The organism is uncultured Roseicyclus sp., from assembly GCF_937892565.1.
Lineage (GTDB): Bacteria > Pseudomonadota > Alphaproteobacteria > Rhodobacterales > Rhodobacteraceae > Roseicyclus.
The window spans coordinates 1-19,611 of sequence record NZ_CALAHQ010000094.1 but is presented as its reverse complement, the minus strand read 5'-3'; the positions used below and the strand labels follow the sequence as shown (position 1 = coordinate 19,611).

General features: G+C 64.5%; 13 protein-coding genes. 6 read left to right on the top strand and 7 right to left on the bottom strand.

The features are described from left to right. Window positions 1-95: 95 nt before the first annotated feature. Window positions 96-1,253: a DUF6456 domain-containing protein gene (locus Q0094_RS12970; RefSeq protein WP_297620315.1), complete on the bottom strand. Its 1,158-nt coding sequence runs from the start codon at window positions 1,251-1,253 to the stop codon at window positions 96-98. A gap of 205 nt (window positions 1,254-1,458) precedes the next feature. On the opposite strand from Q0094_RS12970, the gene Q0094_RS12965 reads away from it, so the two are divergent. Beyond that, window positions 1,459-1,701, top strand: coding sequence for a DUF6477 family protein (locus Q0094_RS12965; RefSeq protein ID WP_297620312.1), 243 nt, complete (start codon window positions 1,459-1,461; stop codon window positions 1,699-1,701). Between the two features lie 3 nt (window positions 1,702-1,704). On the opposite strand, the gene Q0094_RS12960 is transcribed toward Q0094_RS12965, so the two are convergent. Beyond that, the gene (locus Q0094_RS12960; protein WP_297620309.1) at window positions 1,705-3,255 is read right to left on the bottom strand and encodes a trimethylamine methyltransferase family protein; all 1,551 of its coding nucleotides are present in this window, start codon (window positions 3,253-3,255) and stop codon (window positions 1,705-1,707) included. A gap of 153 nt (window positions 3,256-3,408) precedes the next feature. Between Q0094_RS12960 and guaA the strand changes: the two genes are divergently transcribed. The 3 genes from guaA to Q0094_RS12945 all read left to right on the top strand — a co-directional run bounded on the left by guaA (window position 3,409) and on the right by Q0094_RS12945 (window position 6,331). Then, complete coding sequence (gene guaA, locus Q0094_RS12955) at window positions 3,409-4,995, top strand: glutamine-hydrolyzing GMP synthase (RefSeq protein WP_297620306.1); 1,587 nt, start codon at window positions 3,409-3,411, stop codon at window positions 4,993-4,995. Between the two features lie 107 nt (window positions 4,996-5,102). After that, entirely contained in the window at window positions 5,103-5,537 is a 435-nt protein-coding gene (locus Q0094_RS12950) for an SRPBCC family protein (protein WP_297620303.1), read from the top strand. Window positions 5,538-5,677: 140 nt separating this feature from the next. Beyond that, window positions 5,678-6,331: a YdcF family protein gene (locus Q0094_RS12945; RefSeq protein WP_297620300.1), complete on the top strand. Its 654-nt coding sequence runs from the start codon at window positions 5,678-5,680 to the stop codon at window positions 6,329-6,331. Window positions 6,332-6,371: 40 nt separating this feature from the next. Here Q0094_RS12945 and Q0094_RS12940 read toward each other — a convergent pair whose 3' ends face one another. Both Q0094_RS12940 and Q0094_RS12935 read right to left on the bottom strand, forming a co-directional pair. Further along, a complete protein-coding gene (locus Q0094_RS12940; protein ID WP_297620297.1) occupies window positions 6,372-7,742 on the bottom strand; it encodes a PQQ-binding-like beta-propeller repeat protein in 1,371 nt (456 codons plus the stop codon). Window positions 7,743-7,782: 40 nt separating this feature from the next. Continuing rightward, window positions 7,783-8,586: a hypothetical protein gene (locus Q0094_RS12935; protein WP_297620294.1), complete on the bottom strand. Its 804-nt coding sequence runs from the start codon at window positions 8,584-8,586 to the stop codon at window positions 7,783-7,785. Window positions 8,587-8,825: 239 nt separating this feature from the next. Here Q0094_RS12935 and Q0094_RS12930 point away from each other — a divergent pair, with 239 nt between their 5' ends. Both Q0094_RS12930 and Q0094_RS12925 read left to right on the top strand, forming a co-directional pair. Continuing rightward, a complete protein-coding gene (locus Q0094_RS12930; RefSeq protein ID WP_297620292.1) occupies window positions 8,826-10,067 on the top strand; it encodes an efflux RND transporter periplasmic adaptor subunit in 1,242 nt (413 codons plus the stop codon). Beyond that, on the top strand, window positions 10,064-13,801 hold the full coding sequence (locus tag Q0094_RS12925) for an efflux RND transporter permease subunit (RefSeq protein WP_297620289.1): 3,738 nt from the start codon (window positions 10,064-10,066) through the stop codon (window positions 13,799-13,801). Before Q0094_RS12930 ends, Q0094_RS12925 begins: the two co-directional genes overlap by 4 nt. Window positions 13,802-13,965: 164 nt before the next feature. On the opposite strand, the gene uvrA is transcribed toward Q0094_RS12925, so the two are convergent. The 3 genes from uvrA to lpdA all read right to left on the bottom strand — a co-directional run bounded on the left by uvrA (window position 13,966) and on the right by lpdA (window position 19,473). Then, entirely contained in the window at window positions 13,966-16,824 is a 2,859-nt protein-coding gene (uvrA, locus tag Q0094_RS12920; protein WP_297620286.1) for an excinuclease ABC subunit UvrA, read from the bottom strand. Window positions 16,825-16,899: 75 nt separating this feature from the next. After that, window positions 16,900-18,033, bottom strand: coding sequence for an MFS transporter (locus tag Q0094_RS12915; protein ID WP_297620283.1), 1,134 nt, complete (start codon window positions 18,031-18,033; stop codon window positions 16,900-16,902). A gap of 45 nt (window positions 18,034-18,078) precedes the next feature. Further along, window positions 18,079-19,473 carry a dihydrolipoyl dehydrogenase gene (lpdA, locus tag Q0094_RS12910; RefSeq protein WP_297620280.1) on the bottom strand — a complete coding sequence of 465 codons (1,395 nt, stop codon included), beginning with the start codon at window positions 19,471-19,473 and terminating at the stop codon, window positions 18,079-18,081. Window positions 19,474-19,611: the final 138 nt, after the last annotated feature.

Below are 19,611 nucleotides of genomic sequence, written 5' to 3'. Positions count from 1 at the left end.
ATGGGGCCTCGCTCCGCCTGTTGGGGGGATGTTTACCCCATCCGCATGCATTTCACATGCCGAATTTTGGCACGCCGGGTTGCATCAGGCGCAACTCAGCCCCGCAGCGCGGGCACGAAGCCGTAGCGCTGTTCATAATGCGCCAAAAGCCGCTCAAGCCCGATCTTGAGCACGATCTTGCCCGACCGTGCCGACCACCCCAGCCGCTTTTCCGCCGATTCCATCCCTTCGAGGAAACAGCACACCCGCAGCACCACATCAGACAATCCCGGCCCCAGATCATCGAGCGCATCCGACACACGGCGGCGCGCCTCGCGCGGGCCCTCGGCCAGACCGCTGTCGTTGAGAAAGCCCCCCCGATCGCCGCCGGTCAGGAACCGGTCCCAGTTCTGACCGACGCGCGGGCCCATCTGCGCGCGTTCGAAATCTTCGCGCAGACGTTCCCCCGCCTGGACCAGGGCGCGCGACAAGAAGGGCTGCCCGTCGGGGCCCTTGCGCCGCCCCAGCACCACGAGGGGCGATTCGGCCAGATTGACCCTGAGCTTGCGCGTTTGCCCCCCTTCGGCCACCTGCGCCGCACCCCAGACCGCATGCTGCGCCTGAAACGGTGTCGCGGCCTCGGCAAAGCCGAGCGCCTCCTGACGGCGGCGGCGATCCTCGTCAAGCAGGCGACGCAGTGCCGCCTTGCCCGCCGCGGTGATGGTGTAGCGTGCTATTCGCCCCGGCTTCAGACAGATGATCCAGTCCTTGATCGCAAAGGCCTGAGCGACCGTGCGATCGACCACGGCGGTGCGGGTTTGTTCGCCATCGGGACCGGGGCGCAGCACCACCGCCCGGTCAAGATCTTGCGCCACGGCAAGAACCGCATCGGTTTCACACAGGCGGCGCAGGATGCGGCGTGCTTCGCGGGCGATGGTGCCTTCATCGCCCTGAGGCGCACGAAAGGGGGCTGTCATGGTGTTTGGCTCCTCTGCTTGGAACTGGGTCTGGGGCCTTTGCGCGGCTTGTGCGCCAAGCAGGCTCAACGCTTCATCCAAAAGCGGATCGTCCCGGCGCGCTTCGATACGCCGGACACGGCGGCAAATGGTGGAGGGCGCCGCGCCGGTTTCACGGGCGATCTGGCGCAGCGATTGGCCAGCTGCGGTATGGGCAAGATATTGGCGTGCAGGTTCCGACAGCCAGCCGGCAAGGCCCGGAAAAGCGAAATTGTCATCAGGCAAAACAAGGCCTGTTCCGGCATTGGCCGAAGTCATGGCTTACCCCTACTCGTTAAAGGACACAGGGGCAGAATTTGGGCGAATTGATTACTGAACGGTTAAAATCTGTGGATATCGCTTAATTTGTTACTTTTTCGTAAATGGATAGCGGTGGGGCGCACGGTGGATAAGCCTGTGAGCAACACCCAGGCCCCCCGGGTCAGGATCGGCGGATGCAGTTCCCTGTTCACGAGGCTGACCGATGACCGACTTGTCCACCATGCTCAAACAAATGTACCGCCCCAGACTTCTGGTTCAGGCCGCCCGCATGGCCGCGCTGACGGGTGACGCGCATCGACGCGCCGCCCGCCGCCCGGTCGCGGCCTTGCTGGCCGAGGAGGAAAAGCTGAACGCCGCGCGGCTTGGCGGGGGTTTGGGCTATTCGCCCACCCGCCATGTCGAAGTGATGAGTGCGATTCTGAACGCCGCGCGCTCGGTCGGGTGAAGCTCAGATGAAGGCGTCAGGCACGGCGGCTTTCTTTTGTGCGACATAGGCCTTGAGCGCCTCATCGGTGGCGGGGTCAAGATGGGGTTGCTGGTAATCGGCCAGCATCTTGTCGAGCTTGACGGCCGCCAGTTCCGCGGTCGAACGGCTGCCTTCGTCCACCCATGTCTCATAGGGTTTGTAATCCAGCACCCCGGTCCGCCAGAAGGCGGTGGAATAGTTGTCTTGTGTATGGGCACAGCCAAGGAAATGGCCGCCCGGTCCCACCTCGCGCAGCGCGCCCATGGCTTGGGCGTTGGCATCCATCGGCACGCCCTCGGCCAACTTGTGCAAGATGCCAAGCTGGTCGGCATCCATCACGAATTTCTCGGGGCTGGCCACCAGACCACCCTCAAGCCAGCCACAGGCATGCAGCATGAAATTCACCCCCGACAACAGCGCCGAATTCAGCGAGTTGGCGGTTTCATAGGCCGCTTGCGCATCGGGCAGCTTGGAGCCGGTGAAAGACCCGCCAGACCGGTAGGGCAGGTTCAGACGCCGCGCCAATTGGCCCGCACCATAGGTGATCTGGCTGGCCTCGGGGGTGCCAAAGGTCGGCGCGCCGGAATTCATGTCGATCGAGGCAACGAAGGCGCCGAAAATCATCGGGCTGCCCGGACGGATCAATTGGCTGTAGGCGATGCCGGCCAAGACCTCGGCCAGTACCTGCGTCAGCGTGCCCGCGACCGATACCGGCGCCATGGCACCGCCCACGATAAAGGGCGAGATGATGCAGGCCTGGCCTGCGGCGGCATAGACCTCGAGCGCGCCCATCATGGTGCTGTCGAATGTCAGGGGCGAGTTGATGTTGATCAGCGAGGTCATCACGCAATTCTGATCGACCACATCCGAGCCGAACAAGATGCGCGACATCTCGACCGAATCGGCCGCGCGCACGGGTTCGGTGACAGACCCCATATAGGGTTTGTCCGACAGCGCCATATGCGCATAAAGCATGTCGAGATGGCGCTTGTTGACCGGAATATCGGTCGGCTCACAGATCGTGCCCCCCGAATGGTGCAGCCATTTCGACATGTAACCCAGTTTCACGAACATCTCGAAATCGGCGATGGTCGCATAGCGCCGCCCGACGGTGCGGTCATGCACAAAGGGCGGGCCATAGACGGGTGCCAGCACCAGCGACTTGCCCCCGATCTCGACATTGCGCGCGGGGTTGCGCGCAATCTGGGTAAAGCGTGAGGGCGCTGTCGCGCACAGCCGCCGCGCCAGACCGCGCGGAATATGCACCCGTTCGCCGCGCACATCGGCGCCCGCATTCCGCCACAGCGCAAGCGCGCCGGGATTGTCGACGAAATTGACGCCGATTTCCTCGAGCACGGTTTCGGCATTCGCCTCGATGATCTCGATGGCCTCGGGCGTCAGGATTTCGAAATTCGGGATGTTGCGTTCGATGAAGCGCGCGGTCTCAAAGCTGATGGCCGAACGCTCGGCCCGCCGCGCGGCCCCGCCGCCGCCCCGCACACGCCGTGCGGCTGTCTGTTCCACCACCGACATGTCCCGATCTCTCCAAGCTGAGGGGTTGTTGTGGTTACCTAACCTGCCTGTCGCGGCGGGATTGGGTCGATTGCGGCACCTCGCGCGGGAAAGCGACATGCGCGGGTCCAAGCCGGGCTTGCATGGTCCATCGCCCGGGCCTAATGCGGGGTCATGAGCACGCACGCCGCCCACGCCCCGCACGACCACGACCGCCTGCTGATCATCGATTTCGGCAGCCAGGTCACGCAGCTGATCGCCCGCCGCCTGCGCGAGCTGAAGGTCTATTGCGAAATTCACCCCTATCAAAACGTCACCGATGCCTTCCTTGATGCTTACGCACCCAAGGCGGTGATCTTGTCTGGCGGCCCCGACAGCGTGACGCGCCCCGGATCGCCCCGGCCGCCGCAATCGATCTATGCGCGCGGGCTGCCGATCCTGGGTATCTGCTACGGCCAGCAGGTGATGATGCAGGATCTGGGCGGGCGGGTCGAGGCGGGCGAACATGCCAGCGCCGAGTTTGGCCGCGCCTTTGTCACCCCGACCGGCGAGATGCCCGATATCCTGTCGGGCTGGTTTGCCGATGGCGGGCGCGAACAGGTCTGGATGAGCCATGGCGATCATGTCTCGGCCATCGCGCCGGGATTTGCGGTCTATGGCACGTCGCCGGGCGCCCCCTTTGCGATCACCGCCGATCTGGCGCGCCGTTTCTATGCCGTGCAATTCCACCCCGAGGTGCATCACACCCCCAATGGTGCGCGGCTTTACGCGAATTTCGTGCGTATGGCCGGTTTCACGGGCGATTGGACGATGGGCGCCTACCGCGAAGAGGCGATTGCGCGCATCCGCGAACAGGTTGGCGATGCGCGTGTGATCTGCGGGCTGTCGGGCGGGGTCGATTCATCGGTGGCGGCCGTCTTGATCCATGAGGCGATCGGCGATCAATTGACCTGTGTCTTTGTCGATCACGGGCTGTTGCGGCAAGACGAGGCCGAACAGGTCGTGACCATGTTCCGCGACCATTACAACATGCCGCTTATCCATGCCGAGGAAAGCGAGCGTTTCCTGAGCGCGCTCGAGGGTGTCAGCGACCCCGAGGTCAAGCGCAAGACCATCGGTCGGCTCTTCATCGACGTGTTCCAGCACTATGCCGACCAGATCGAGGGCGCGGCGTTTCTGGCGCAGGGCACGCTTTATCCCGATGTGATCGAATCGGTCAGCTTTTCGGGTGGGCCGTCGGTCACGATCAAGTCGCACCACAATGTGGGCGGGCTGCCCGAAAAGATGGGGCTGAAACTGGTCGAACCCTTGCGCGAACTGTTCAAGGACGAGGTGCGCGCCTTGGGCCGCGAACTGGGCCTGCCCGAGCAATTCATCGGTCGCCACCCCTTTCCCGGCCCCGGTCTGGCGATCCGCTGCCCCGGCGAGATCACGCGCGAAAAGCTCGCGATCCTGCGCCGGGCGGATGCCGTCTTTATCGACCAGATCCGCCGCCACGGGCTTTATGACGAGATCTGGCAGGCCTTTGTGGCGATCTTGCCCGTGCGCACGGTGGGCGTGATGGGCGACGGGCGCACCTATGATTTCGCCTGTGCGCTGCGCGCAGTCACATCCGTCGATGGGATGACGGCGGATTACTACCCGTTCAGCCATGACTTCCTTGGCGAAACCGCCACACGGATCATCAACGAGGTCAAGGGGATCAACCGCGTCACCTATGACATCACATCAAAACCCCCGGGGACGATCGAGTGGGAATAGCCCGCAAATCTGCCCGGTGACGTCTGCTGTTTGAAAATTGTCCTTGTGACGGCGGCAAGATCGTCAGAGCCTTGGCGCTGCCCTTGCAAGGATAGGCCGCACCACAGATGCCCGACAAAATCACGATAGAGGCCCTCGTCGATCAACCGCGCGATCATGTGTGGCACTGCTACGTCACGCCCGCGCATATCACGGAATGGAATTTCGCCGATCCCGGCTGGTGCTGCCCCTCCGCGTCGGTCGATCTGCGGGTTGGCGGCAGGTATGTGGCGCGGATGGAAGCGCGCGATCAAAGCTTTGGCTTTGATTTCGGGGGCACCTATCATCAGATCGAGCAGCATGGCCTGCTGGAATTTCACCTCGATGACGGGCGCGTGGTCGAGGTGGTCTTCGACGATCACGGCACGGGCACCAAGGTAACCACTCGTTTCGATCCCGAAACCCAGAACCCGGTCGAGATGCAGCGCGCAGGCTGGCAGGCGATCTTGAACAATTTCAAGACCTATGCCGAAGGTCAAAGGCCCCGGCACTCTTTGGCCTGAAGGACGTCGATTTTCCAAAGGCGATCACGACGCCCGTGATCGCGGGTGATGAACATCCATCTCGTTGTCATGGGGCGAAAGACAAAGATGGGCAAGCGCATGAACCATCATCAGGCCATCAGCCGGCACGGGACGCGCCCATGCGACTAAGGTGGCTGGGCCAGATTATCCGTGCGGGTCTTTGGCTTTGGGCGGCAAGTTTCCTCGCTGTCTTGGGGTGGACCTTTCTCTGGCCTCTGGAGCGGCCCATGCCGCAAGGCGACGCGATCATCTGTCTGGGCGCAGGCGTGGACGGCGCGGGGCGGATCGATGCGGCAGGCCATGCGCGCGCCGAAACCTGCGCGGGGCTGGCGCGTGCGGGGGCTGCGCCTGTCGTGATCTTTACCGGTGGGCCTGCCCGGCGCGGCGGGCCTTCGGCGGCGCAGGGCATGGCACGGGCCGCGCAAGATGCAGGCCTTGGGCCCGCCCGCATCACGCTGGAGCAATCGGCCCGATCCACCTTGCAAAATGCGCTCTTCAGCCTTGCCCTGCTGCCTGCCGATGCGCGGGTGATCGTGGTGAGCGAGGCGTTTCACCTGCCGCGCGCTTGGGCGTCGTTCAAGGTGATGGGCGCGGGGGATGTGGCGCTTTCCCCGTCGGAACGGCTGCGCCGGACCGAGGATGGCAGCTTCGCCTTGGGGATGGTGATCCGCGAAAGCGTGGCGCTGTGGTTTAACGCGGCACGCTTTGCCGCGTGGCGGCTGGGCGGCATCATCGGGGTGGATGACAGCGCGCGCGCCGCCTGGTTGCGGTGATCAAGGCACAGCCTGTCCGAAAGGCGGGGCGCGCGATCTGTCAGCGATAGGCGTGCAGACGCCCCTCGGTGCTGACGACCAAGAGCGTATCGCCCACCACGATCGGATGCGAGGCAGCACCGCCCCGCAGCGCCAGCGTGCCCGACAGCGCACCTGTGTCGGGCGCAAACAGGCGGATCACCCCATCGCCAGATGCAACCACCAGCCGTCCGCCAGCCAGGATCGGCCCGTAATGACCAAACACGGCCTTGCGCCGACGCTCGCGATTGGCCTCGAACAGCGGCAATTCGCTGCCCCAGATGCGCGCGCCGCTATCGGCATCAAGGCGGATCAACTCATTGCGGTCCGACACGAAAAACACGCTGCCGCCTGCGACGAGAACCGGGGAATAGGCGCCTTCGCTGGCCTGCCAAAGCGTGCGCCCCGACCGCGTGTCGATCGCCACGACCCGACCAGACTGATTTCCGGCATAAATCGTGCCGCCGATCACAACAGGATCGGAGGTGATATCGTTGAGCGTGGCATAGGCCGTGCCAAGCCGGCCGCCCACGACAAAGGAATTCCAGATCGTCACCCCGGTCTGCGCAAAGACCGATGCAAGCTCGCCCGAGGGGAAGGGAAACACCACCCGCCCATCAGCCACAGCCGGTGCAGCCCCCCCCACCAGCACCGCAGGCGCATCGGTGGATGGGATACGCCAGCGCAAGCGCCCGTCTTCGGCCGCGATGGCCCAAGCTTCGGAATTGCGACCGACCACATAGACCAGGCCGCCCGAAACGCTGGGCGCGCCCAGAACCGTGCCAAGCCGCTGGCGCCACACAACCGCGCCTGTGGCCGCATCCAGCGCCAAAACCTCGCCATAGGGTGTGGTGGCAAACACGCGGCCCCCCGCCAGCGCCAGCCCCCCACCCGACGCATTGCCGCCCCGGTCGAAATCAGGGATCAGGCTTGCCGTCCAAAGTGCTGCCCCCGTCTCAAGCGAGCTGGCCCTCAGCTCTGCGGCGGCATCGATGGTAAACACCGCCCCATTGCCCGCCACGGGATCGGTGGCAATGCGGTTGCGCCGCGTGTTGCCCTGACCGATGTCAGCGGCCCAGATTTCCACGGGATTGGCCGAAAGTGCCGCATGCGGCAGACGATTTTGCGCATCAAATCCACGGCTGGACCAGCTTTCGATGCGCATCGCGGCGGGCAAGGTGATGGCGCGCGCGCCATCGGCCACGGCCCCCCCCGAGGCGGGGGCGCGCCCATCGGGGCCAGGCCGCGTCGCGGCCAGCGGGGTGCGCGTGTCAAAACGCTCGCCCGACAGGATGCTTTCGCGTTCGCAAGCGGCCAGCGCCAGAACGCCCATCAGACCCAGCGCCCATCTGGCGCTGCGGTGCTTGCCTGCTCTGCCCTTCGGTCCGGTCATGCGCCCCGGTCTTCCTGTTGTGCCGCCGCGGCGGTGGTCGTCACTGTTGCACGGCGGGGGCGGCGTCGCCCTCTGCACCATCGGTGGTCTCGTTGCCGGCAGGGGCGGCAGGGGCCGTATCCCCGGCGGGGGCGGGCGTGGGCGCGGCTTCTTGCGCCGCTGGCTCTGGCAGAACGGGGGCAGTATCGATCAGGGTCGACCCCGCCTCCAGCGTCACAATCAACTGAGACGCGCGCTCTTGCAAGCCCGCTGTGGCGGCAGCACTTCGCGCGAGGCTGCGCAGCCGTTCGAGCGCGGCGGCCAGATCCCCCGCCCGAAGATCGACCAGTGCCAGTTGTTCTTCGGCCAAGGCGGCATAAGGTGCGCCGGGCTCAGCCAAGGCCCCAAGGATCAGACGCGCCTGCGCGACATCCGAGGGCGCGATCATTTCCGCCTTGAGCATGGCCAGATCACGGTATCGGCGCGGCAGGCCGGCCGCCTCGGCGGCGACGCGAAGATCGGCCGCTGCCGCGTCCGCATCAGCCCCGGCCCCGCCTGCGGCCGCTTCGCCCGCAGCCAGCAAGGCCAGCAGCACGCGCCCCTCGGGTCGGCTGGCATCAACCGCCCCCAATGCGGCAATCCGCGCCGCTGGATCGGGCGCTTCCAGCGCCGCCAGAAGCGCATCGCCAAAAGCCTGCGCCGCGGCGCGGTCCTGAGCGCGGGAATATTCCACCCATGCCGCCGCCCCGACAATGCCCAGAACGATCACCACCGCCAGCCACGCCCAGCGGCGGAACAAACCATAAAGCCGGTCGCGGCGAACCTCGTCGGTCACTTCGTCAATGAAACTGTCAGTATTGGACATGTGCCCCCGCGCGCGCCGTCAAACGGATCATCCCCGCGTCTTAGCCCGACGCCCCCCGTCGCTGCAAGGGCTGCGGGACAGCCAAGGTGCCCGCGATCTAAACCAGACGGTTCAGTCTTGCGCGGCGGTGCAGAAAAATCTAATCTGAACCGGTTAGTTCAGCGTAACAGACACAACGGCCATTTGGGCCAGCTTGGGCGACAGACGGCCCCATCCCGCTATCGGGGCAAAGGATCACAATGCGCATTTTCCCCATCATCACGGCAATCCTCGTGTGTATAGCGATCTATCTGGTGATCCTTGATCGTGACCGTCTGGTCGATTTCGCTGCCCGATTTGGTCCGGCCCCCGACAACGTCGCACAACCAGCCACGCCGCAGCCCGCCGCGGATACCCCCGCCGAGAGCGACACACGCGTGCATGTGGTGGCCCGTCGCTCGGTGGCCCAGACCACCGAAAACGCCGTCGCGCTGCGCGGTCGCACCGAGGCGATGCGGGCGGTGACGGTGGCCTCTGAAACCTCGGGGCGGGTGATTTCCGATCCGATCCGGGCGGGCGGCTATGTCGAAGCGGGAACCATGCTGTGCGAGATCGATCCGGGCACGCGCCTGACCGCCCGCGAAGAAGCTTTGGCCGCGCTCGACAGCGCGCGCGCCCGTCTGCCCGAGGCCGAAGCGGTCCTGGCAGGGGCGCGCGCCCAGCTGACGGCTGCCGAAATCGACGCCAACGCAGCGACCCAACTCAGCCAGTCGGGATTTGGCTCGGAAACGCGCGCCGCCTCGGCCGAGGCCGGGCGCGAAGGCGCCTTGGCCGCGATCCAGTCGGGCGAAGCGGCGGTGGCACAGGCGCGGTCGGGCATCCGTTCGGCCGAAGCGGCGGTGACGCGTGCCGATGAAGACATCAAGCGGTTGCGCATTCTGGCGCCTTTCGCGGGCTATCTGGAAACCGACACCGCCGAACTGGGCAGCTTGCTGCAACCCGGCAGCCCCTGCGCGACGGTGATCCAGCTTGACCCCATCAAGCTGGTGGGCTTTGTGCCCGAGGCACAGGTCGATCGCATCATTGTGGGCGCCGTGGCGGGCGCGCGGCTGGCATCGGGTGGCGCCGTGACGGGTAGGGTCAGCTTCCTGAGCCGTTCGGCCGATGAGCGCACCCGCACGTTTCGGGTGGAAATCACCGTCCCCAATCCCGATGTCACCATTCGCGACGGCCAGACCGCCGACATCTTGATCCAGTCCGACGGGGTGGCAGCACATCTTCTGCCTGCGTCAAGCATGACCTTGAACGATGACGGCACGTTGGGTGTGCGCATCGCCGAGAATGGTGTGGTGCGGTTCGTGCCGGTGCGGATGGTGCGCGACACCGCCAATGGTGTCTGGTTGACCGGTCTGCCGGCCGAGGCGGATGTGATCGTCGTGGGGCAGGAATTTGTCACCGATGCCGTGCCCGTCCGCGTCACCTATGAGGAGTTGACGCAATGATCGGCCTGATCGACTGGGCCGCCGCCCGCGCGCGCATGGTGGTGGCTTTTGTGGTGCTGTCTTTGGTTGTGGGCACCGCCGCCTATGTCGGCCTTCCCAAAGAGGGTGAACCCGATATCGACATTCCGGGGCTGTTCGTATCGGTCCCCTTTCCCGGCATTTCGGCCGAAGACAGCGAGAAGCTGTTGGTGCGCCCGATGGAGACCGAGTTTCAGGATCTCGACGGGCTGACCAAGATCACCGCCACCGCCGCCGAAGGCTATGCGGGGATGTTCGTCGAATTCGAATTCGGCTGGGACAAATCCGCCACCATCGCCGATGTGCGCGACGCGATGGGCCGCGCGGGCGCGCAATTTCCGACGGGTGCCGAAAGCTATTCGATCAACGAGATCAATTTCTCGGAATTTCCGATCATCATCGTGGCGCTGTCGGGCGCGGCGCCAGAGCGCACGCTGATCCGGCTGGCCAGCGAGATGCAGACCGCCCTCGAGGCGCTGACCCCGGTGCTGGAGGCAGGGCTTGCCGGCACGCGCGACGAGATGCTGGAGGTGATCCTCGACCCGCTCGCGCTTGAAGCCTATGATGTCACCGCCGCCGATCTGATCAACGCGGTGCGCAACAACAACCAGTTGATCGCCGCGGGCGAGGTCGAGACCGAGGGCGGCGCCATCTCGGTCAAGATCCCGTCAAGCTTTGACAGCCCCGCCGATGTCTATGCGCTGCCCATCACGGTCAATGGCGACCGGGTGGTGACCTTGGGCGAGTTGGCCGAGATCCGCCTGACCTATGAGGACCGCAGCGGGACCGCGCGTTTCAACGGCGCCCCGACCGTGGCGTTGCAGGTGGTCAAGCGGCAGGGCTTCAACATCATGGACACCGCAGCGCTGGTGCGCACGACGGTCGATGAACTGCGCAGCCAATGGCCCGAGGATCTGCAGCAAGCGGTGCAGGTATCGACCACGCTCGACCAATCGGTCACGGTGTCCGACATGGTAAGCCAGCTTGAGGGGTCGGTTCTGACCGCCATCGCGCTGGTGATGATCGTGGTTCTTGCGGCCCTTGGCACGCGGTCGGCGATGCTGGTGGGGTTTGCCATTCCCACCTCGTTCATGCTGGCCTTCGTGCTTTTGGGCATCATGGGGGTGCCGATCTCGAACATCGTGATGTTCGGGCTGATCCTGGCCGTGGGCATGCTGGTCGATGGCGCTGTCGTGGTTGTCGAATATGCCGACAAGCGCCTGCAGGCGGGCGCACGGCCGATGCAGGCCTACACCGATGCCGCCAAACGCATGTTCTGGCCGGTTGTCTCGTCCACCGCCACGACGCTGTGCGCGTTCTTGCCGATGTTGTTCTGGCCCGGCGTGCCGGGTGAATTCATGGGGATGCTGCCGGTCACGATGATCTTCGTGCTCTCGGCCTCGTTGATCGTGGCGCTGGTCTATCTGCCGGTACTGGGGGGGGTGGCTGCACGTTTTACCCGCATGACCGAACAGGGAACGGCGCTGATCATGCAGATCTTGCCGTGGTATGCCGCGCGCCTCGTGCTGACGCTGGGTGTGGCCTATCTCATGGCCCTGGCCGCGCTGCAGACCATCAATCCCGGCATCCTGATCGCCATGCCCGAAGACGCGGCCCCGATCCTGCGCATGGCGCCGGGCGCGATCTTGTTCGTGGCGGGATCGGTGGCCATGTCTGTCTTGCTGGGCTCGGTCATTCCCGAACGCGGCCCCCGCCGGGTCGAAGCGGGATATCGCCGCACGGCCTTTGGGCGGCTGATCCATCTGATCGTCGGCAACCCGGTGATGCCGGTGGTTACCATCGCGGCGGTGATCGGCTTTGTCATGGGCGTGTTTGTCTATTTCGGCGCCAACAACAACGGCGTGGAATTCTTTGTCGAAAGCGAACCTGAAAACGCCATCGTCTATGTGCGCGCGCGCGGCAATCTGTCGGTGGCCGAACAAGATGCGCTGGTGCGTCAGGTGGAAGCCATCGTGCTTGACGCCGAAGGCGTGCGCGATGTCTTTGCCTTTTCCGGCGAAGGCGGGCTTGACAACAACACCGGTGGCGCCGCGGCCCCTTCGGACACGATCGGACAGGTGCAGCTTGATCTGGAACCTTGGGGCCGGCGCGAGGATGGCGATGTCATCCTTGATCGCTTGCAGGCACGTCTTGACCTGCTGCCCGGCATCCAGACCGAGATCTTCTCGCAATCGCGCGGACCGGCAAGCGGCAAGCCGCTGCATCTGCGGCTGTCGGGCGACAATTGGGACGAATTGCAAAGCGCCGCGCGGCTTGCGCGGGCGCAATTCACCGATCTGCATGGGCTGACGCTGATCGAAGACACCCTGCCCTTGCCGGGCATCGACTGGCAGATCGACGTCGATGTCGAAGCCGCCGGCCGCTTTGGTGCTGATGTGGCAACCGTGGGGGCGATGGTGCAACTGGTCACACGCGGCATCTTGCTCGACACCATGCGGGTGCCGACATCGGACGAGGAAATCGAAATCCGCGTGCGCTTTCCGCAAGATGCGCGCGTCTTGTCCACGCTTGAGACACTGCGCGTGCGCACCCGTGACGGGTTGGTGCCGCTGTCGAATTTCGTCACCTACAGCCCTGCACCGCAATTGGCGGAAATCCGACGCATCAACCAATCGCGTGTGCTGGATGTGAAGGCCGATGTGATCACGGGCCTGTACCGGATTGACACCGACACGGGCCAGACGCGGGCCTATCTGATCGACACCGCCGAAAGCACCGCCGACGCATCCGCCGATTTCAGCATCGAAGACCGCAATTGGCAGGTGTTTGCCCTGCTCGACGGGCAACAGGCCGATGCGCTGGCCGACGGGCTGCGCAGGGGCAGCCTGACGGCGGTGCCGGTCAACGCCAATGAGCGCATCGCAACGGTCACCGCCTGGCTGCAAACCAACCCCCTGCCCGCTTCGGTCAATTGGGAATGGGCCGGCGATCAAGAGGAACAGGCCGAAAGCCAGGCCTTTCTGGGTCAGGCCTTTGGCGCGGCGCTGGGGCTGATGTTCATCATCTTGCTGGCGCAATTCAACTCGGTCTATAACTCGGTGCTCGTGCTGCTGGCGGTGATCTTGTCCACGGCTGGCGTGTTGATCGGCATGCTGGTCATGGACCAGACCTTTTCGATCATCATGACCGGCACAGGCATCGTGGCGCTGGCGGGCATCGTGGTGAACAACAACATCGTGTTGATCGACACCTATCAGGAATACGCCCGCTACATGCCAAGGATCGAAGCAATCACCCGCACCGTCGAGGCGCGCATCCGCCCGGTGCTTTTGACCACCATCACCACCATGGCGGGCCTGACCCCCATGATGTACGGGATCAGCCTTGATTTCGCCAATGGTGGCTACACGGTCGACAGCCCGACCGCGTTGTGGTGGAAACAATTGGCCACCGCGGTGGTCTTTGGCCTGGGCATCGCCACGGTTCTGACGCTGATCTTCACGCCGGCACTTCTGGCCTTTCGCATCTGGTTCTGGACAATTCTGGGCATGCTCGGGCGTGGTTTGGGCCGGCTTGGCGCGGGCGAGATGAGCCGCAGGACCCAAGACTGGGCACTGACGCGTCAGGCCAAGCGGGCGGTCAACCCGACGATTTTCTGGGATGAGGATCCACATGCCGATCCTGATCGCGCCGATCATCAGGCCGACCTGACACAGGCGCCCGTGCAACAAGCCCCGCTGAGGGCGGCGGAATGACCACAGGGGTGTGTTTGAGCCCCGTGATCAGCCCAAGCGACCCCATGCGACAAGGCATCGGCAACTAGCCTCGAAAAATGCGCGCGCCCTGTCGGGGGCGTAAGGCGGACAGGCACGCGATTTTTCGTACGAAAAATCGCACCCCCCCTGGCGCCCGTCCCGCGCTATTCTGCGGCATGTTTGCGTGATTTCAGCATCGGGCCCAGATAGCGACCGGTGTGGCTGCGCGCGATCTGGGCCACGTCTTCGGGCGTGCCGACGGCCACGATCTCTCCACCGCCATCACCGCCTTCGGGGCCGATGTCGATGATCCAGTCCGCGGTCTTGATCACATCGAGATTGTGCTCGATCACCACCATGGAATTGCCCTGATCGACCAATTCATGCAGCACCTCGAGAAGCTTTTTCACATCCTCGAAATGCAGCCCCGTGGTGGGTTCGTCCAGAATGTAGAGCGTGCGCCCGGTCGAGCGTTTGGCCAATTCCTTGGACAGCTTGACCCGCTGCGCCTCGCCGCCGGACAGGGTGGTGGCTTGCTGTCCCACCTTGACATACCCCAGACCGACCCGCACCAGCGCATCCATCTTTTCGCGGATCGACGGCACCGCCTTGAAGAATTCCTGTGCGTCCTCGACCGTCATGTCCAGCACATCGGCGATGGACTTGCCCTTGAACTGCACCTCGAGCGTTTCGCGGTTGTAGCGCTTGCCCTTGCAGGTCTCGCAGGTGACATAGACATCGGGCAGGAAATGCATCTCGATCTTGATGACGCCGTCGCCCTGACAGGCCTCGCAGCGACCGCCCTTGACGTTGAAGGAAAAGCGGCCCGGCTTGTAGCCGCGGGCCAAGGCCTCGGGCAGACCCGCGAACCAGTCACGGATCGGGGTAAAGGCCCCGGTATAGGTGGCGGGGTTCGACCGCGGGGTGCGCCCGATGGGGCGCTGGTCGATATCGATCACCTTGTCGAGATGTTCAAAGCCCTTGATCGTCTCGCAAGGTGCAGGGGTTTCGCGCGCGCCGTTGAGCTTGACGGCGGCATTCTTGTAGAGGGTCTCGATCGTCAGCGTGGATTTTCCGCCCCCCGACACGCCGGTCACGCAGATGAATTTCCCCAGCGGAAAATCCGCCGTCACCCCGCGCAGATTGTTGCCCGTGGCCTTGACCACGCTCAGCGTCTTGCCATTGCCCTTGCGCCGCGCGGTGGGCACCGCGATCTGGCGGGCACCCGACAGATACTGACCCGTGATCGATGCCGGATCGGCCGTGATCGCTTCGGGCGTGCCATGGGCCACGATGCGTCCCCCGTGCACCCCCGCCCCCGGCCCGATGTCAAAGACATAATCCGCCTCGCGGATGGCTTCTTCGTCATGTTCGACCACGATCACCGTATTGCCCTGATCGCGCAGGTTCTTGAGCGTCGTCAAAAGCCGGTCATTGTCGCGCTGGTGCAGACCGATGGATGGCTCATCAAGCACATAGAGCACGCCCGTCAGCCCCGACCCGATCTGGCTTGCCAGCCGGATACGCTGGCTTTCGCCGCCCGACAGCGTGCCCGCATTGCGCGCCAGCGTCAGATAATCGAGACCCACATTGTTCAAAAATCCCAAGCGCTCGCGGATTTCCTTGAGAATGGCGCGCGCGATCTCGTTTTTCTGCGCGCTCAACTGGGTCGGAACGGCCTCGCACCAGGCATGCGCCTCGCGGATGCTCATCTGCACCACCTGCCCCGCATGCAAGCCCGCGACCTTGACCGCCAGGGCCTCGGGGCGCAGCCGATAGCCGCCACAAGCCCCGCAGGGGCGGTTGTTGTGATATTGCTCGAATTCTTCACGGATCCATGCGCTATCGGTTTCGCGGTAGCGGCGTTCCATGTTGGGGATCACGCCCTCGAAGCTGCGTTTCACCTGATAGACGCGCCCGCCTTCATCATAGCGAAAGGCAATCTCCTCATCCCCCGAGCCACGCAAGAACACCTGTTGCACCCCGTCAGGCAGGTCTTTCCACGCCGCCTTGGGGTCAAAACCGTAATGGCGCGCAATGGCTTGGATCGTCTGGGTGAAATAGGGCGATTTGCCCTTGCGCCAGGGCGCGATGGCACCGTTCTCAAGGCTGAGCGCGGCATCGGGCACCATCAGGCGTTCGTCGAAGAACAGCTCGGCCCCGAGCCCGTCGCACACCGGACAGGCCCCGAAGGGCGCGTTGAAGGAAAACAGCCGCGGCTCGATTTCCGGGATGGTAAAGCCCGAGACCGGACAGGCAAAGTTTTCGGAAAAGGTGATGCGTTCGGGGTCGCCTTCGGGGGGGGCGGTTTCAAGGATGGCGATGCCGTCGGCCAGATCAAGCGCGGTGCGCAAACTGTCGGCCAGCCGCGTCTCGGTGCCCGGCCGCACCACGATGCGGTCGACCACAACATCGATGTCATGGCGGAATTTCTTGTCGAGCACGGGGGGCTCATCAAGCTCGTAAAAGGCGCCATTGACCTTGACGCGTTGAAAGCCCTGCTTGCGCAGATCCATGAATTCCTTGCGGTATTCGCCTTTGCGGTCACGCACGATCGGGGCCAGCAGATAGGCGCGCGTGCCCTCTTGCATGGCCATCACGCGGTCGACCATGTCTTGCACCTGTTGCGCCTCGATCGGCAGGCCGGTCGCGGGGCTATAGGGCGTGCCCGCGCGGGCGAACAAAAGGCGCAGGTAATCATAGATCTCGGTCACCGTGCCCACGGTGGAGCGCGGGTTTTTCGATGTGGTCTTTTGCTCGATGGAAATCGCGGGGCTCAGCCCCGAGATGTGATCCACATCGGGCTTTTGCATCATGTCGAGAAACTGGCGGGCATAGGCCGACAGGCTTTCGACATAGCGGCGCTGCCCCTCGGCATAGATGGTGTCAAAGGCAAGGCTTGACTTGCCCGACCCCGACAGACCCGTGATCACCACCAGCTTGTCGCGCGGAATGTCGAGGTCGATGTTCTTGAGGTTGTGTTCGCGCGCGCCGCGCACCTCGATCTGCTTCATCTCGGGCATGGTTCAGCCTGTCCTTCACGGTTGGGCAACACATAGGCGGCCGGGCGCGAGTCTCCAATGGAAATTCGGGAACGTTCAGCGAACATCGCCACGTATGGCCGCGCGATAGGCGATTGCGGTCAGCCCCGCCCCGAAAACGCCCACGACGATGGCAAAGGGCAGGCTTGCCCCCACCCCGAGGGCCGCCAGAACCGGGGTGCCGGCAAAGGTGCCGACATTGCCAAGCTGGGCCAGGGCCCCGTTGGCCAGCGCGCGCGCCTCTTCGGTCGGGTTCAGCCATGGCACGGCGGCGAAACCGCCCCCCGCCACAAGGCCCGAGATCAGCATCGCCAGCACCGACAGACCCGCCGCCCCGCCGGACCAGACCAGCGCCATGGCAAAGAGCGCGGCCATGGCGACAAAGCCCCAGACCACCAGCACCCCCGGCGCAATCCGCCGCGCCAGCACGCCCGCCGCCAGCGACCCCACGATCCCCACAACCGGCAAGACGGGCGCCAGCCACGCCGCGCCCAGCGCCACGGGCAGATAGGTCACCGCCGCCAGAAACACAAAGGCATAGATCCCATGCCCCAGCGCCGGGGCCAACAGGCGCGGGCTGGCATAGATCGACAGATGTTCCGACAGCCGCGGCAGCGGGCGGCGGGCGGCCTCCACGCGCGGCAGCATCCGCCAGAGCACCACCGCCACAAGCGCGCAGAGCCCCGCATGCCAGCCAAAGACCGGCGCGGCGCTGTTGCCGATGACCAGTGCGGCCAGCGCAAAGCCCACCCCGAAAAACGTGGCCCAGAGCCCCATCACCAGCCCCCGGTCGCGCGCGCCGGCCAGCCCGGCCATCAGCGTGGGGATCGCTACCACCAGCACCAGATGCCCCGCCCCTTCGATCACCCGCAGCGCCATCAGGACGGGAAAGGGCGGCAAGAGCGCTTGCAAACCACCCGCCAGCGCCGACAGGGCCAGTGCCGCCAAGATTGCCCGGCCCGGCCCGATGCTGGCCGTCAGCCCGCCCGCCATGACGCCAAAGACAATGCCCATGACCGCCACACCCGACACGGCAAAGGCCACAGGCCAGCCGGGATAGACCAGCGCAAGCGGCCCCAGCGTAAGCGAGATCTTGGCGAACTGACCGGCCGCCAACAGCCCCGCGCCATAAAGCGCCGCAATCAGCGCCCAGGGCGTGCGGTCGGGCAGCGGGGGGATGGGTTGGGTCATGGCGCGTGCTTGACCGCGCGCAAGGCTGCGGTCAAGCGCACAGCCTTACAGGTGGATCACCCGGCCATAGGCATCAAGCACCGCTTCATGCATCATTTCCGACAGCGTGGGGTGCGGAAAGACGGTTTCCATCAGATCGGCCTCGGTGGTTTCCAGCTTTTGACCGATGACATAGCCCTGGATCAACTCGGTCACTTCCGCGCCGATCATGTGGGCGCCCAGCAATTCGCCGGTCCTGGCGTCAAAGACGGTCTTGATCATCCCCTCGGGTTCGCCCAGCGCGATGGCCTTGCCATTGCCGATAAAGGGGAAACGGCCCACCTTGACCGCGTGGCCGCGTTCCCGCGCCTTGGCCTCGGTCAGGCCGACGGATGCCACTTGCGGGTGGCAATAGGTGCAGCCCGCGATGCTTTCGGGCTTGATCGGGTGGGGTTTGTGGCCCGCGATCAGTTCGGCCACCATCACGCCCTCATGGCTGGCCTTGTGCGCCAGCCACGGCGCGCCCGCGACATCACCAATGGCATAAAGCCCCGCAACGCCCGTGCGGCAGAATTCATCGGTCACGACATGGGTGCGGTCGATCCTGACGCCCAGCGCCTCAAGACCCAAGCCTTCGACATTGCCAACGATGCCGACGGCGGAAATCACCGTGTCAAACTCATGCGCGGTGGTCTTGCCATCGACCTCGATATGGGCAGTGACCATATCGGCGGCGCGGTCAAGTTTCTTGACCATGCCCTTCTGAATGATCGTCATGCCCTGTTTTTCAAAGCTTTTCCTGGCAAAGGCCGAAATCTCGGCATCTTCGACCGGCAGGATGCGGTCCATCACCTCGACCACGGTCGTGTCTGCGCCCAAGGTATTGTAGAAGCTGGCGAATTCGATCCCGATCGCGCCCGATCCGATGACCAGCAGCTTTTTGGGCATATGCGGGGGCGTCAGCGCCGCCTTGTAGGTCCAGACGCGCTTGCCATCGGCCTCAAGCCCCGGCAGCTCGCGCGCCCGCGCCCCGGTCGCCAGAATGATGTTGCTGGCGCTCAGAACCTCGGTTCCGGCCGCGGTGATGACCGAAACCTTGCCGGGGGCGGGAATGCTGGCCGTCCCCATCACGACCGTCACCTTGTTCTTCTTCATCAGATGGCCGACGCCGGAATTGAGTTGCTTGGCCACGTTGCGCGAGCGTTTGACCACGGCGTCCAGGTCATAGCCGATGTTGTCGGCCTTGAGGCCGAAGTCGCGGGCCCGCTGCATCAGATGGAACACCTCGGAGGAGCGCAGCATCGCCTTGGTCGGGATACAACCCCAGTTCAGGCAGATGCCCCCCATATGTTCACGCTCGACGATGGCCACCTTGAGGCCAAGCTGGCTGGCGCGGATCGCCGCCACATAGCCGCCCGGCCCCGCGCCGATCACGATCACGTCGAATGTCTGAGATGCCACGGCTCACGCTCCTCTGGATACCTGTTTGTTCAACGTTAAACAAATTTCATGTCACACGACAATCGGCGTTGGGTCGCAGGCCGGTTTGCACGCAATGCAAGGCTGAGCCTGCAGAAGGATGCGAAAAACCCGGGTTTT

Bases quoted from the DNA above. Each gene is read 5' to 3' on its own strand.
- uvrA (WP_297620286.1), bottom strand. From the start codon at position 16,824: ATGCCCGAGATGAAGCAGATCGAGGTGCGCGGCGCGCGCGAACACAAC.
- Q0094_RS12970 (WP_297620315.1), bottom strand. From the start codon at position 1,253: ATGACTTCGGCCAATGCCGGAACAGGCCTTGTTTTGCCTGATGACAAT.
- Q0094_RS12935 (WP_297620294.1), bottom strand. From the start codon at position 8,586: ATGTCCAATACTGACAGTTTCATTGACGAAGTGACCGACGAGGTTCGC.
- Q0094_RS12915 (WP_297620283.1), bottom strand. From the start codon at position 18,033: ATGACCCAACCCATCCCCCCGCTGCCCGACCGCACGCCCTGGGCGCTG.
- Q0094_RS12965 (WP_297620312.1), top strand. From the start codon at position 1,459: ATGACCGACTTGTCCACCATGCTCAAACAAATGTACCGCCCCAGACTT.
- Q0094_RS12940 (WP_297620297.1), bottom strand. From the start codon at position 7,742: ATGACCGGACCGAAGGGCAGAGCAGGCAAGCACCGCAGCGCCAGATGG.
- Q0094_RS12925 (WP_297620289.1), top strand. From the start codon at position 10,064: ATGATCGGCCTGATCGACTGGGCCGCCGCCCGCGCGCGCATGGTGGTG.
- guaA (WP_297620306.1), top strand. From the start codon at position 3,409: ATGAGCACGCACGCCGCCCACGCCCCGCACGACCACGACCGCCTGCTG.
- Q0094_RS12930 (WP_297620292.1), top strand. From the start codon at position 8,826: ATGCGCATTTTCCCCATCATCACGGCAATCCTCGTGTGTATAGCGATC.
- Q0094_RS12945 (WP_297620300.1), top strand. From the start codon at position 5,678: ATGCGACTAAGGTGGCTGGGCCAGATTATCCGTGCGGGTCTTTGGCTT.
- Q0094_RS12960 (WP_297620309.1), bottom strand. From the start codon at position 3,255: ATGTCGGTGGTGGAACAGACAGCCGCACGGCGTGTGCGGGGCGGCGGC.
- Q0094_RS12950 (WP_297620303.1), top strand. From the start codon at position 5,103: ATGCCCGACAAAATCACGATAGAGGCCCTCGTCGATCAACCGCGCGAT.